Source organism: Cupriavidus sp. F041, assembly GCF_057814235.1.
On the sequence record NZ_JBVASY010000002.1, the window covers coordinates 2,921,088 to 2,933,672 of the forward strand.

General features: G+C 66.7%; 13 protein-coding genes and 1 pseudogene. 9 read left to right on the forward strand and 5 right to left on the reverse strand.

What is annotated here, in order from left to right:
- Positions 1 to 3: 3 nt before the first annotated feature.
- Positions 4 to 657, forward strand: coding sequence for a molybdopterin adenylyltransferase (gene mog, locus ACZY0R_RS30870; RefSeq protein ID WP_488863754.1), 654 nt, complete (start codon positions 4 to 6; stop codon positions 655 to 657).
- Between the two features lie 12 nt (positions 658 to 669).
- Here mog and ACZY0R_RS30875 read toward each other — a convergent pair whose 3' ends face one another.
- Positions 670 to 1,551, reverse strand: coding sequence for an AEC family transporter (locus ACZY0R_RS30875; RefSeq protein WP_488863756.1), 882 nt, complete (start codon positions 1,549 to 1,551; stop codon positions 670 to 672).
- 66 nt (positions 1,552 to 1,617) lie between these two features.
- Positions 1,618 to 2,271: an oligoribonuclease gene (gene orn, locus ACZY0R_RS30880; RefSeq protein ID WP_488863758.1), complete on the reverse strand. Its 654-nt coding sequence runs from the start codon at positions 2,269 to 2,271 to the stop codon at positions 1,618 to 1,620.
- A 197-nt stretch (positions 2,272 to 2,468) separates the two neighbouring features.
- Between orn and ACZY0R_RS30885 the strand changes: the two genes are divergently transcribed.
- From ACZY0R_RS30885 to ACZY0R_RS30895, 3 genes are read left to right on the forward strand one after another with little or no spacing between them, the layout of a single operon-like run.
- Positions 2,469 to 3,716, forward strand: a complete 1,248-nt coding sequence (locus ACZY0R_RS30885) for a M48 family metallopeptidase (RefSeq protein ID WP_488863760.1) — start codon at positions 2,469 to 2,471, stop codon at positions 3,714 to 3,716.
- Positions 3,713 to 4,732 carry a ribosome small subunit-dependent GTPase A gene (rsgA, locus tag ACZY0R_RS30890; protein WP_488863762.1) on the forward strand — a complete coding sequence of 340 codons (1,020 nt, stop codon included), beginning with the start codon at positions 3,713 to 3,715 and terminating at the stop codon, positions 4,730 to 4,732. Before ACZY0R_RS30885 ends, rsgA begins: the two co-directional genes overlap by 4 nt.
- Before the next feature lie 38 nt (positions 4,733 to 4,770).
- Positions 4,771 to 5,079, forward strand: a complete 309-nt coding sequence (locus ACZY0R_RS30895) for a putative signal transducing protein (RefSeq protein WP_035869780.1) — start codon at positions 4,771 to 4,773, stop codon at positions 5,077 to 5,079.
- 89 nt (positions 5,080 to 5,168) lie between these two features.
- On the opposite strand, the gene ACZY0R_RS30900 is transcribed toward ACZY0R_RS30895, so the two are convergent.
- Both ACZY0R_RS30900 and ACZY0R_RS30905 read right to left on the reverse strand, forming a co-directional pair.
- Complete coding sequence (locus ACZY0R_RS30900) at positions 5,169 to 6,161, reverse strand: CobD/CbiB family protein (RefSeq protein ID WP_488863764.1); 993 nt, start codon at positions 6,159 to 6,161, stop codon at positions 5,169 to 5,171.
- Between the two features lie 159 nt (positions 6,162 to 6,320).
- Complete coding sequence (locus tag ACZY0R_RS30905) at positions 6,321 to 7,019, reverse strand: pirin family protein (RefSeq protein ID WP_488863766.1); 699 nt, start codon at positions 7,017 to 7,019, stop codon at positions 6,321 to 6,323.
- 151 nt (positions 7,020 to 7,170) lie between these two features.
- Between ACZY0R_RS30905 and ACZY0R_RS30910 the strand changes: the two genes are divergently transcribed.
- Complete coding sequence (locus tag ACZY0R_RS30910; RefSeq protein WP_035869784.1) at positions 7,171 to 8,094, forward strand: LysR family transcriptional regulator; 924 nt, start codon at positions 7,171 to 7,173, stop codon at positions 8,092 to 8,094.
- Between the two features lie 12 nt (positions 8,095 to 8,106).
- Positions 8,107 to 9,039 (forward strand): tRNA glutamyl-Q(34) synthetase GluQRS, encoded by a 933-nt coding sequence (gene gluQRS / locus ACZY0R_RS30915; protein ID WP_488863769.1) that lies wholly within the window; start codon positions 8,107 to 8,109, stop codon positions 9,037 to 9,039.
- A gap of 163 nt (positions 9,040 to 9,202) precedes the next feature.
- On the opposite strand, the gene ACZY0R_RS30920 is transcribed toward gluQRS, so the two are convergent.
- Positions 9,203 to 10,696: a DEAD/DEAH box helicase gene (locus tag ACZY0R_RS30920; protein ID WP_488863771.1), complete on the reverse strand. Its 1,494-nt coding sequence runs from the start codon at positions 10,694 to 10,696 to the stop codon at positions 9,203 to 9,205.
- 538 nt (positions 10,697 to 11,234) lie between these two features.
- Between ACZY0R_RS30920 and ACZY0R_RS30925 the strand changes: the two genes are divergently transcribed.
- From ACZY0R_RS30925 to ACZY0R_RS30935, 3 genes and pseudogenes are all read left to right on the forward strand, one after another.
- Complete coding sequence (locus ACZY0R_RS30925; protein ID WP_045239568.1) at positions 11,235 to 11,729, forward strand: hypothetical protein; 495 nt, start codon at positions 11,235 to 11,237, stop codon at positions 11,727 to 11,729.
- 64 nt (positions 11,730 to 11,793) lie between these two features.
- Positions 11,794 to 12,183, forward strand: a pseudogene (locus ACZY0R_RS30930) (PspA/IM30 family protein); the annotation flags it as partial.
- Positions 12,143 to 12,562: a hypothetical protein gene (locus ACZY0R_RS30935; RefSeq protein ID WP_488866422.1), complete on the forward strand. Its 420-nt coding sequence runs from the start codon at positions 12,143 to 12,145 to the stop codon at positions 12,560 to 12,562. The pseudogene ACZY0R_RS30930 and the gene ACZY0R_RS30935, both read left to right, overlap by 41 nt.
- Positions 12,563 to 12,585: the final 23 nt, after the last annotated feature.

Here is a 12,585-nt window from a genome sequence, read left to right on the forward strand (position 1 = left end):
AAGATGACGCAAACCACGACGCACGCGATGGTTCATCCCATTGCCCGCAACCATCCGGACGAATTGCTGGTCGGCTTTGTCTCGATCTCCGACCGCGCCTCGGCCGGCACCTACCAGGACGAAGGGATCCCGGCCCTGCGCGAGTGGTTCGGGCGCGCCCTGACCTCGCCCTGGCAGGGCGTGGAGCGCCTTATCCCCGACGAGCAGGCGGTCATCTCCCGCACGCTGATCGAACTGGTCGACGTGGCCGGCTGCGACCTGGTGCTGACCACCGGCGGCACCGGCCCGGCGCGGCGCGACGTCACGCCCGAGGCCACGCTGGCGGTGGGCACCAAGGAAATGCCCGGCTTCGGCGAGCAGATGCGCCAGATCAGCCTGCACTTCGTGCCCACGGCCATCCTGTCGCGGCAGGTGGCGGTGATCCGCGAAACCGCCAGCCGCGCCGCCCTGATCATCAACCTGCCGGGCCAGCCGCGCGCCATCCGCGAAACCCTGGAAGGCCTGCGCGGCGAAGATGGCAAGGCCATCGTGCAAGGCATCTTTGCCGCCGTGCCCTACTGCGTCGACCTGATCGGCGGCCCTTACATCGAGACCGACGAGGCCGTGGCCAAGGCGTGGCGTCCCAAGCACGCGATTCGCGCCAGGCCGGCGGCCTGAGGCGGGGCTGCCTCAGCGCAGCCCCAGATACAGCCCCAGCGGCACGAACACCACCGCGGCGACATTACCCAGCAGCACGATCGAAGCCACCTGGTCCGGCTCCTGCCGGAAATGATCGGCCACGAGAAAGTTGAGCACGGCCGGCGGCAGCGCGGCGAACACAAACAGCAGCCCGCGCTGGAGCTGGGTCAGCGGCACCAGCTGCGCCAGCAGCAAGGCGCAGGCGATGCCGGTCAGCGGACAGGCCACGGCGCCGATCGCGCCCATGCCCCAGTTGCGCAGGCTCACGTCCTTCATGCGCACGCCCAGCGCGAACAGCATCAAGGGCACGGTCGCATCGCCCAGCAGCTTGATCGACTGGAACACCGGCTCGGGCAGCGTGAACCACGGCCGCGCCAGCGACAAACCCACCCCCAACACCGTCGCCAGCACCATCGGATTGCGCACGATCTGCGTGACCGACGCATGCCGGTTGACGATCTTCATGCCGATGGTGAAGTGCATCAGGTTGGACGCAGCGAACAGCGCCACCGCCGGCGCCAGGCCGACCGGGCCGAAGGCGAACACCGATAGCGGCAAGCCCATATTGCCGCAGTTGTTGAACATCATCGGCGGCACGAAGGTACGCGGATCCACCCGTAGCAGCCGCGCGCCCAGCCAGGCCAGCAGCCCCGAACCCAGCACCACGGCCACCGCGCAAGCCAGCAGCACAAGCTGGTCGGCCAGCACGAATTCCTTGCTGACGAAGGCCGACACCACCAGCAGCGGCGCGATCACGTCGAGCGTGGCCCGGTTGATGCCGGACATGTCCGGATGCGCGCGGCGCCCGTAAAGCCAGCCCACCAGGATGATCAGGATGACCGGCGTGATAATCGAGACGATGCGCGCGAGCATGGGAGTGCGGCAGTTGGACCGAGGCGCCCCTCGGGGCGCCTCGGAGATGACGTTGGATGATGCGGATCAGGCAGCCGGAGCAGCCGGAGCATCGGGCGCGGCGGGCGCTTCGCCCGAGGCCGCTGCCGCCGGCGCGGAATGGCGGATAAAGTGGGTGCGGTAGTAGCGCAGCTCTTCCACCGACTCCAGGATATCGGCCAGCGCGGTGTGCAGCTGGCGCTTGACGAAACCCTTGTGGATGGCCGGCTCCCAGCGCTTGCACAGTTCCTTCAGCGTGGACACGTCGAGGTTGCGGTAGTGGAAGAACGCCTCCAGCTTGGGCATGTAGCGCGCCATGAAGCGGCGGTCCTGGCAGATCGAGTTGCCGCACATGGGCGACTTGCCGGTCGGCACCCAGCGCTTGAGGAAGGCCAGCAGCTCGGCCTCGGCCTGGGCTTCGGTCAGGGTCGAGGCCTTGACCTTGTCGATCAGGCCCGAGCGGCCATGGGTGCCCTTGTTCCAGTTGTCCATGCCGTCGAGCACGGCATCTTCCTGGTGGATCACCAGCACCGGGCCTTCGGCCAGGATATTGAGCTCGGAGTCGGTCACGACGATCGCGATCTCGATGATGCGGTCCGTGTCCGGCATCAGGCCGGTCATCTCCATGTCCAGCCAGATCAGGTTGTTTTCGCTCTTGACGGATTTGGCGCCGCTGGGCACGTGGGTATTTTGGCTGGTCATCTGGACTGCAATCGAAGGAGAGGCAAAGAAGGAGGCGCGCCCGGGTTCCCGATGACAAACACGGTCGGAGGGCGCGAACAACTTATAATTCTCGCATATCCGCTGCCGCTCCCGGTTCCAAAGCGGTCCGGCACCCGCTCCGGCGATCCGGCCGCGCCCCGCGTACGCGACGGCTTTACACGACAAGGCTCTGCCCGATGTTCACGTTTCTGTTCCTAGCCGCCCTGATGCTGATGGTGCTGACCAAGCTCTGGCTGGCAGCCCGCCAGGTGCGCCATGTGGCGCAACACCGTCATGCGGTACCCAGCCGCTTTGCCGACAGCATCACGCTGTCCTCGCACCAGAAGGCTGCCGACTACACCATCGCCCGCACCCGGCTGTCGATGCTGGAAGTGCTGGCCGGCGCCGCGCTGCTGATCGTCCTGACCATGCTGGGCGGGCTGCAGTGGATCAACCAGTTCTGGCTCGGCACCTTCGGGCCGGGCTATGCCTACAGCGTGGCGCTGGTCGCCAGCGTGGCCGTGATCGGCGGGCTGGTCGACCTGCCCTTCTCGCTCTATGGCCAGTTCGGCATCGAGCAGCGCTTTGGCTTCAACCGCATGAGCTGGAAGCTCTACCTGGCCGACCTGGCCAAGATGGCCGTCGTCGGCTGCGCGCTGGGCCTGCCGCTGTTGCTTGCCGTCCTATGGCTCATGGACCACATGGGCCAATACTGGTGGGCGTGGACGTGGCTGACGTGGATCGCCTTCACGATCTTCGTGCAGATGATTGCGCCCTCGGTGATCATGCCCATGTTCAACCGCTTCGAGCCGCTCGCCAACGCCACGCTGGAAGCGCGCATCAAGCGCCTGCTGGAGAAATGCGGCTTCCGCAGCCGAGGCCTGTTCGTCATGGACGGCAGCAAGCGCAGCGCGCACGGTAACGCGTACTTCACCGGCTTCGGGGCCGCCAAGCGCATCGTCTTCTTCGACACGCTGATGGAGCGCCTGGCCGACGACGAAATCGAAGCCGTGCTCGCGCACGAGCTCGGCCACTTCAAGCGCCGCCATATCCTCAAGGGCATGCTGGTGAGCTTCGCGCTGAGCCTGGCCTTCCTGGCCGCGCTGGGCTGGCTGGCCAGCCGTACCTGGTTCTACACCGGCCTGGGCGTACTGCCCAATCTCGGAGCCACCAATCATGCGCTCGCCCTGGTGCTGTTCTTCCTGACGCTGCCTGTTTTCACCTTCCTGCTGGGGCCGCTGGCCAGCCAGACCTCGCGCCGCCACGAGTTCGAGGCCGATGCCTTCGCCGCCGGCCAGACTGATGCCGGCCACCTGGTCTCGGCACTGGTCAAGCTCTACAAGGACAATGCCTCTACCTTGACGCCCGACCCGATCTACAGCGCGTTCTACTACTCGCACCCACCAGCGGCGCAGCGGATCGACCGCCTGCTGGCGCAGGCATGAGCCGCGCCGCCCGGGGAGGCCCGCAGCGCGCCGCAAGCGCTGCCAAAGCCAACGCCAATGGCGCCGCCGCCGAGGAAGCGCTGATCGTCGCCGCGCACGGCCGCCACTATGTGATCGAGCTGGACGACGGCAGCCGCCTGCACGGCTTTCCGCGCGGCAAGCGCAGCGAATGCGCGGTGGGCGACCGCGTCACCATCGAGCGCGCCGCCTCCGACCAGTGCGTGATCACCGGCTACAAGCCACGCAAGAACCTGCTGCACCGCTCCGACCAGTTCAAGTCCAAGCTGCTGGCGGCCAATATCGACCAGGTGGTGATCGTGCTGGCGACCGAGCCGGGCTTCTCGGAAGACCTGCTCGGGCGGGCGCTGGTGTCGGCCGAGGCGCTCGGCATCCGGCCACTGATCATCCTCAACAAGATCGACCTGACCGAGCGGCTGGAAGAAGCCCGCGGCCGGCTGGCGCTATACCAGGAGCTGGGCTACGAGACGCTGTTCCTGTCGGTGCACGGCTCGCCGGAAGATACGCTGGCGCAACTGCGCCCGCAGCTGGCGCACCGCGCCAGCATCCTGATCGGCCAGTCGGGCATGGGCAAGTCCTCGCTGCTGAACCTGCTGATCCCCGGCGTGGAAGCACAGACGCGGGAAATCTCGGCCAAGCTGGATTCGGGCAAGCACACCACCACCTTTACCCGCCTCTACCACCTGCCGGCCAGCGTGGATGGCGACGCAACCATGGATGGCGAAAGCAACGATCCCCGGGCTCGCCAGCGCGGCTGCCTGATCGATTCGCCAGGCTTCCAGGAATTCGGCCTGCATCACCTGAGCGAAGGCATGCTGGAGCGTGCCTTCCCGGAATTCCGTCCGCGCCTGACCGAGTGCCGCTTCTACAACTGCCATCACATCAACGAGCCCGGCTGCGGCGTGCTGGAATCGATGAAGGCAGGCGAGATCTCCGGACGGCGCCACCAGCTCTATACGCAGCTGCTGCACGAATCCCGCCAGCAAAAGCCGTGGTAAGGTGATCGGGTGTGCCTGCAACGGCATGCCCGATCCCTATGAAACTATTGCTGTCGACCCCTTCCCTAGTCCATGCGGCACACTGCCAGAACTTGCTGGAAGCCGCCGGCATCCGTGCCGAAATGCGCAATACCTGGCTGGCCGGCGCGATGGGCGATATCCCGTTTCGCGAGAGCGCACCGCAGGTCTGGCTGATCGACGACGACATGGAAACCCAGGCCTGGGCGGTATTGCGCGCGGCGGCCAATCCGGAGCCGGGGCCACGGTGGCAATGCCTGTCATGCGGGGAATGGCACGAAGCGCAGTTCAATTCGTGCTGGCAATGCGGGGCGCCGCGGCAGCCTTAGCGCGCATAAGAGTACATAAGGGCGCATAAACAAAACGCCCGCGGCAAGCGCAGGCGTTGGCGTCGGCGTTGGCGGGATGACAAACCAGCTCAGCCGACCCAGAGCGCCAGCGACAGCATCGCCAGCAGCAGCATCCACAGCACCACGGCACGCCACACCAGGCCAATCGCCGATTGCAGCGTACGCACGTTCGGCTCCATGCCGAATTCGGGCGCGGCCGGCTCGGGCTCGCTGTCGTCCTCCATGCCAGGCGCATAGTCGATGGCCGGGCCAGCCAGGCTGGTGCGCAGCACCACGGTGGAATCCTCCTCGGCCAGCGGCGCGCCCAGGCGCACGCCAAGCGCACCACCGCCACTGGCGAGCAGGATGCCATTGACGGCATCGTTCCACTTGCGCGCGTGGTTGCGCCAGGCATAGACCGCATCCTCGAAATTACCGACGATGGCAAAGCCGACCGCGGTCAGCCGCGAGGGGATCCAGTCCAGCAGGTAGAAGGCGCGCGCGGCAAACCGCCCCAGCGCGGGGCTGCGCTCGGTGGAAGGCAGGTTCCAGTGACGCGCGAGGTATTCGGCGATGCGGTACAAGACGACGCCACCCGGGCCGATCGGCACCAGGAACCAGAAGAACACGCCGAACACATGCCGGTGGACCGCCACGATGGCGGCTTCCAGCGTATGCCGCACGATCTCGGTCACAGGCATTTCAAGGGTTTCGAGACCGGTCCACTGGTGCAGCAGCGCGCGGGCGCGCGGCACGTCGTCGCGATTGAGCGCTTCGTGGATATCGGTGAAGAAGTGGCTGAACTGCCGGAAACCGAGGGTCAGGTAGAGCAGCAGGACGTTCCAGGCGAGCGTGAGCGCCACGCTGATGGAGGCCAGCAGGTAGTGCACCACCATGGCGGTCAGCGTCAGCGGCAGCACCACCGTGAACCACGCCAGCGCCGTATCGCGCGGGCGCCCGGTGTCGAAGGCGTGCTCCGCCCGCTCGGCCAGCACGCGCACGATGTCGTAGATCGGATTGTTGCGGCCCAGGGCGCGGAACTGCTCGGCGATCAGCGCGAGGAGGACAGATACAAAAGTCATCTCTGGAGTGGATGTCGAAGGCCAGGGCACGCCAGGCGGCACGTGTGCCGGCCCGGTCGCTTATCTATAGCGAGACGATAGCACACGGCAAACCCGCCCAGAGAAAGCGCCGCAGCCCGCCGGCATGGCGGGCGGGCTGCGTGCTCTTCAAGCGGTGCTTCAGGGCAGGTCAAACACCAGCACTTCGGCACCATCGCCATGAGTCAGCGTCACCGCGTCGGCCCCTTCGAGTTGCGCGGCATCGCCCGCCTCCAGTGCCTTGCCGTTGACTGTGACACGCCCGCGCGCCACATGCACGTAGGCGCGCCGCTTTGGCGCCAGGGCCAGCGTGGCGGACTCGTCGCCGTCGAACAGGCCGGCATACAGGCGCATGTCCTGGTGGATCACCACTGAGCCCTCGGCGCCGTCGCGGCTGCCGACCAGGCGCAGGCGACCGCGCTTTTCCGCGGGCTCGAAGCGCCTTTCCTCGTAGCCGGGCTCGAGATCGGCCTTCTCCGGCAGGATCCAGATCTGCAGGAAGTGCGTGGTGTCGTGCGCGGCGTGGTTGTACTCCGAGTGGCGCACGCCGGTCCCCGCGCTCATACGCTGCACATCGCCGGGGCGGATCACGCTGCCGTTGCCCATGCTGTCCTTGTGGGCCAGTTCGCCTTCCAGCACATAGCTGATGATTTCCATGTCGCGGTGGCCGTGGGTGCCGAAACCCATGCCCGGTGCGACGCGGTCTTCATTGATGACGCGCAGCGGCCCAAACTGGACGTGCTTGGGATCGTAGTAGTCCGCGAAGGAAAAGGTGTGATAAGACTTGAGCCAGCCATGATCCGCAAAACCGCGTTCGCCCGCCTTTCTGATTTCAATCATTTTGACGGCCCTCCTTCAGGCCTTATCGGCGCAGCAGCTGGGTTACAACCTAGCCCTGGCCTTGCACTACGTTTCAATACTAGGCAGTTTAGGGTGGCAGGCGTATATTTGGCGGGACGATCTTAGAAGTATTCATTCAGAATTTCTGAACATGGCACTCTCTCTCGAATCCCTGGAAGTTCTTGATGCCATCGAGCGCAAAGGCAGCTTTGCCGCGGCCGCGCACGAGATGGGCAAAGTGCCTTCGGCACTTACCTACGTGGTACGCAAGCTGGAGGAGGACCTGGACGTCCTGCTGTTCGACCGCCGCCGCCACCGCGCCGAACTCACCCCCGCCGGGCGCGCCCTGCTGGACGAGGGCCGCCACCTGCTGCACGCCGCGGACGACCTGGCCCGCCGCGTCAAGCGGCTGGCCACCGGCTGGGAAGCCACGCTGACCATCGTGGTGGACGACCTGATCAACTTCCGCGCCCTGCTGCCGGTCATCCACGACTTCTACACCGAGAACACCGCCACCCGGCTGCGCTTTGCCAAGGAGGTGCTGGGCGGCGCCTGGGATGCGCTGGTCAGCAGCCGCGCCGACCTGGTGATCGGCGGCGCCTACGATGCGCCGAGCACCCAGGGTTTCCAGGTGCGCCCGCTGGGCACCATGCCCTTTGTCTTCGCGGTGGCCGCGCATCATCCGCTGGCGAACGAACCGGGTCCGCTGACCACCCTGCAGATCGCCAAGCACCGCATCGTGGCGGTGGGCGATACCTCGCGCAACCTGCCGGCCCGCACCCATGGCGTGCTCGCCGGGCAGGACGTGCTGGTGGTGCCCACCATGCGCGACAAGCTCGAGGCGCAGATCCGCGGGCTGGGTTGCGGCTGGCTGCCGGCGCCGATGGCGCAGCCCTTTATCGAGAGCGGCGTGCTGCTGGCGCGCGAAACCCTCGAAGTGCGCAACCCCGGCAATTTCAAGGTGGCCTGGCGCACCAGTACGCGCGGCAAGGCGCTGCAATGGTGGGCCAACAAGCTGGAAGATCCGCGCCTGGCGCAAGCCCTGCTCCAACAACAGCCGGGCCAGCCCGACTAACGCACCGCCGCCATGTCCGTCCACCCGAGCCCGGTGCCCGGCTACCGGGGCCGTTTTGCCCCCTCCCCCACCGGCCCGCTGCATATGGGGTCGCTCGTCACCGCGCTGGCCAGCTGGCTTGACGCCCGCGCCCATCGCGGGAGTTGGCTGGTGCGCGTCGAAGACATCGACTATCCCCGCTGCGTGCGCGGCGCCGACCTGCAGATCCTGCAGGCGCTGGCCCGCCTCAGCCTGCATCCGGACGAGCCGCCGCAGTGGCAGAGCCGGCACGAGGCGCGCTATGCCGAGGCCCTGCGCAAGCTGCAAGCCGATCATCGGATTTATCCCTGCGGCTGTTCGCGCAAGGAAATCGCGGACTCGCTATTGCATGCGCGCGAACGGCACCAGACCCTGGCTTATCCCGGCACCTGCCGCGATGGCCTGCACGGCAAGCCGCCGCGCGCCTGGCGGGTGCGGGTGCCGGACGGCGATGCCGCGCTGATCTGCTTCGACGATCGCTGGCAAGGCCGGCAATGCCAGGACCTGGCGACCGAGCTTGGCGACTTCGTGCTGCGCCGTGCCGATGGCTTGTGGGCCTACCAGCTGGCCGTGGTGGTCGACGATGGCCATCAGGGCATCACGCATATCGTGCGCGGTGCCGACCTGCTCGATTCCACGCCGCGGCAGATCCACCTGCAGCATCTGCTGGGGCTGCCGACACCGTCGTACCTGCACGTGCCGGTGGTGACCAACGCGCTCGGCGAGAAGCTCAGCAAGCAAAGCGGCGCGCAGGCCATCGACGAGCTCGATCCGCTGGCGGCGCTGCGCACGGCCGGCGCGCACCTGGGGCTGGCGAGCCACGCGCAATCAGTGGACAGCTGGCTGAGCGATGCCACGGCCGGCTGGGCCGCGCTGCCGCGGAACCTGGCGGCGGGCACCGCGCAGGAATACAAGGCCGGCGCTTGACCCTGCCCCCTCGTAAAGGTGAAGGCCAACGCTAGGCCTTCCTGCGCCTTGAATCCGGCGGAGCCTCGCGCAACCGCCCCCCGGGCAAGCCTGACGTCCAGGCAACAAAAAAGCGCCCGAGAGCGCTTTTGTTTGGTGCGGCAAGACGCTTCGCGCCGGCGGCTCAGGACTTGCGCGGCACGCCGCCAAGCAGCGCCGCCAGTTGCCGCTTGGGCGCCGGACGGCCACGGCCGAAGGCGGCGGCATTGCCATCCGTCACGTCGGGCTGGGCGGCAACCGCGCTGCTGCTCGGCTCGTAAGGACGCGAAAAGAAGGAGTCGTCGGACGGACGGAACGCGTTGCGCGAGCTGGCCGGATCGTTCCGGCGCGGACGCGGTTCCTCGCTCTCGCCATTGCCGCGCGGGCGGCGCACGTCGCTGCTGCGTGCGCGGCGGCGGTCGCCTTCCTCGGCACGGGCGCTGGCACCGGTGGGATCGAAACCCTCCAGCGGCGTGCGCGGGATGCTGCGCTTGAGCAGTTTCTCGATATCGACCAGCAGGCGCTCGTCGCCCGGCACGTAAATCGACAGCGCGTCGCCGCTGGCGCCGGCACGGCCGGTACGGCCGATACGGTGAACATAGTCTTCGGCGCTGTACGGCAGGTCGAAGTTGATCACGCACGGCATGTCGGGAATATCGAGGCCGCGCGCCGCCACGTCGGTGGCGACCAGCGCATCGATACTGCCTTGCTTGAAGCCATCGAGCGTCTGCATGCGCTCGGTCTGGGTCTTGTCGCCATGGATGGCGGCGGCGTTGATGCCCTCGCGCTCCAGGTGGCGCGCCAGGCGCGAGCAGCCGATCTTGCTGTTGACGAAGACGATGCACTGGCGCGACAGGCCTTCGGCGGCGCGCTTCTTCAGCAGATGCACCACGGCGGCCTGCTTGTGGCCGTCTTCGACCTGGAACACGGTCTGGCGCACGTTCTCGTTGGCCGAGTTGCTGCGCGCCACTTCAATGGTGACCGGCTCGCGCAGGTAGCTGGCGGCCAGCCGCTTGATTTCGGTCGAGAAGGTGGCCGAGAACAGCAGCGTCTGGCGCTGTGCCGGCAGCAGGTTGATGATGCGCTGCAGGTCGGGCAGGAAGCCCATGTCGAGCATGCGGTCGGCCTCGTCCAGCACCAGCATCTGCACTTGCGACAGGTTCACCGATTTCTGCTGCACGTGATCGAGCAGCCGGCCCGGGGTGGCCACCAGGATTTCCACGCCGCGGCGCAAGGCTTCGGTTTGCGGGTTCATGTCGACGCCGCCGAACACCACTGTGCTGCGCAGGTCGGTGAAGCGCGCGTAGCGGGCCACGTTGTCGTAGACCTGGTCGGCCAGTTCGCGCGTGGGGGTCAGCATCAGGGCACGCACCGGGTGGCGCGCCGGCGAGGCGCTGGCATTGGCCATCGGCAGCAGCCGCTGGATGATCGGCAGCGCGAAGCCGGCGGTCTTGCCGGTGCCGGTCTGCGCTGCGCCCATCACGTCCTTGCCGAGCAAGACCACGGGGATCGCCTGCTCCTGGATGGGCGTGGGCTTGGTGTAGCCCTGCTCGGACAATGCGCGCTGGATGCGGGCGTCCAGGCCAAAGCTGTCGAAGGTGATCTCGGGGGTGGTCTGGTCGGTGGTCGTAGTCGTCATGGTTTCCGTGTCTTGCAGGAGGCGAACCCGGCGCCAACGGACACGCGTCTTGAACCGAGCGGGGGAGATCTGCGCATGGATTTAAGGCCCGGCCGCATGGGGCGCGCCCTGCTGGCGCGACCGCCGCGAGCCGTCGTCTGTCCGTGCCTCTGCGGGCGATTCCGCCGCGAGATCAATAGCTCATGTAAATCAAAGACTTAGATTGTAGCATTTGTAGCCCTGATAAGGGTAGTACGAGTGTGGCGGCTACGCCAGTTTCGGCCGGGCGGATTTCAATTTCGTGTCACGCGGGCACGGCATCATGGCTATCCGGGGGACAAACCCGGCCTTTGCAAGGCTGGTTTGCCCAAGAGTCGCACCCGGCCTGGCTTTGCGGCGTGGCGGCGAGCGATTCGCCACCGCTAGCGCTTGAGGTTCTTCCTGCCGCCGCCGCTCGCCACGCGGGATCGGTGAAATGTCATTTTTTGTTTACAAACGTATACAAGAGATGGCGTGTGACCCATGCTTGGTTCTAGCGATCCGAACCAGGCAGAACCAGATGCAAACCGTCTCCGTCCGCATTCCCGAAGAAGACCTCGCCTGGCTGGCCGGCATCGAGTTGCCGGGCGCCAGCAGTCCCAGCGACAAGATCCGCGCCCTACTGGCCGACGCGCGCCGGCGCGCGGACGGCTCGTCCGACTACATCGGCTGCGTCGCGCTCCTGCGCGAACAGGTGCGCCCCCTGCTCGACGCCACCCAAACCCTGGAGCATGAGCACCAGCAGCACTCGGAAATCGTCCCGATGCTGGCCATGCAATTGCCCGAACTGATGGCCAGCCTGATCGCGGGCGTGCCGTCCGGCGACCGGGCACCGGCGCAGGCACGGGAGCTGGAAGCGCGCCTCACTGCCCGCGCCATGCGCATGTTGCTCGGCCTGTTGCGCCTTGCGGTGACCCAGCGCACCCCGGCCTATGATCCCGCCGTACTGGACGCTTACGTACCGGAAGTGTTAGAACTGGCAAAACTGATACATAACGCACGGCAGCCTGACTGAACGCGTTTCTTGTTGCGCCGCCTTCGCTGCGCGGCGTCTTAACGTTGCACCGAGGAATCACACCATGACGACAGAAGGCCTGGGTAACCGCGTGAAACGACTGCTGACCGCCAATGTGCACGCGCTGGTCAGCTCGCTGGAAAGCCGTACGCCGCAAGCTGTGCTGGAGCAGTACCTGCGCGAGTTCGACGAGGTGATCGCGCAGGCGCGGGTCGGGCTCGGCCAGCACGAGGCGGCCAATCACCAGGCCGCCAAGGCCATCGCGCGGCTCAACAACGAGATCGAGCGGCTCGACGAGCAGGTGACGATTGCGCTCAACCACGGCGACGACGCCGCCGCGCGCGCGGGGACCGAGCGCCAGATCGACCTGGAGGACCAGCTCGGCACGCTCAACGCCAGTTTGCAGGAGGCAGTTGAAAGGTCCGTGGCGACCGAGACCGACCTGCTGGGCCTGCGCGCCAAGCGCGCCGAGATGGAACAGGCGCTGGCCGGGATGGTGGCCGCGCGCGCCGCCGCCGAATTCGAAGGAATTCTTCGACCCCAACAACGCCTTCGACGCGGAGGGCCTGACCAAGCTCACTCAGGAAACCGAGCGCCGCCGCAAGGAGCGCAACGAGGTCGAACAGGACACCGAGGTCTCGGTGCGCGAGAAGAACCGCGATGCGCTGGCCAAGAAGCTGGAGATCGAGCAGCAGGAATCGTTCATGAAGCTCGAACAGGAGCAGCAGGTGAAAACCCGCACCGCCGAGCAGAACGCGCGCATCGCCTCCTACGAAGCGGAGCGCCGCCAGGAAGCCGAACAGAGCCGCATCACCGCCGAGCGCCAGGTTTAGGAGTCCGAGATCCAGCGCGAGCA

Coding starts and splice junctions, on each gene's coding strand:
- ACZY0R_RS30885 (WP_488863760.1), top strand. CDS start 2,469: ATGTTCACGTTTCTGTTCCTAGCCGCCCTGATGCTGATGGTGCTGACC.
- mog (WP_488863754.1), top strand. CDS start 4: ATGACGCAAACCACGACGCACGCGATGGTTCATCCCATTGCCCGCAAC.
- rsgA (WP_488863762.1), top strand. CDS start 3,713: ATGAGCCGCGCCGCCCGGGGAGGCCCGCAGCGCGCCGCAAGCGCTGCC.
- ACZY0R_RS30920 (WP_488863771.1), bottom strand. CDS start 10,696: ATGACGACTACGACCACCGACCAGACCACCCCCGAGATCACCTTCGAC.
- orn (WP_488863758.1), bottom strand. CDS start 2,271: ATGACCAGCCAAAATACCCACGTGCCCAGCGGCGCCAAATCCGTCAAG.
- gluQRS (WP_488863769.1), top strand. CDS start 8,107: ATGTCCGTCCACCCGAGCCCGGTGCCCGGCTACCGGGGCCGTTTTGCC.
- ACZY0R_RS30925 (WP_045239568.1), top strand. CDS start 11,235: ATGCAAACCGTCTCCGTCCGCATTCCCGAAGAAGACCTCGCCTGGCTG.
- ACZY0R_RS30905 (WP_488863766.1), bottom strand. CDS start 7,019: ATGATTGAAATCAGAAAGGCGGGCGAACGCGGTTTTGCGGATCATGGC.
- ACZY0R_RS30895 (WP_035869780.1), top strand. CDS start 4,771: ATGAAACTATTGCTGTCGACCCCTTCCCTAGTCCATGCGGCACACTGC.
- ACZY0R_RS30875 (WP_488863756.1), bottom strand. CDS start 1,551: ATGCTCGCGCGCATCGTCTCGATTATCACGCCGGTCATCCTGATCATC.
- ACZY0R_RS30910 (WP_035869784.1), top strand. CDS start 7,171: ATGGCACTCTCTCTCGAATCCCTGGAAGTTCTTGATGCCATCGAGCGC.
- ACZY0R_RS30900 (WP_488863764.1), bottom strand. CDS start 6,161: ATGACTTTTGTATCTGTCCTCCTCGCGCTGATCGCCGAGCAGTTCCGC.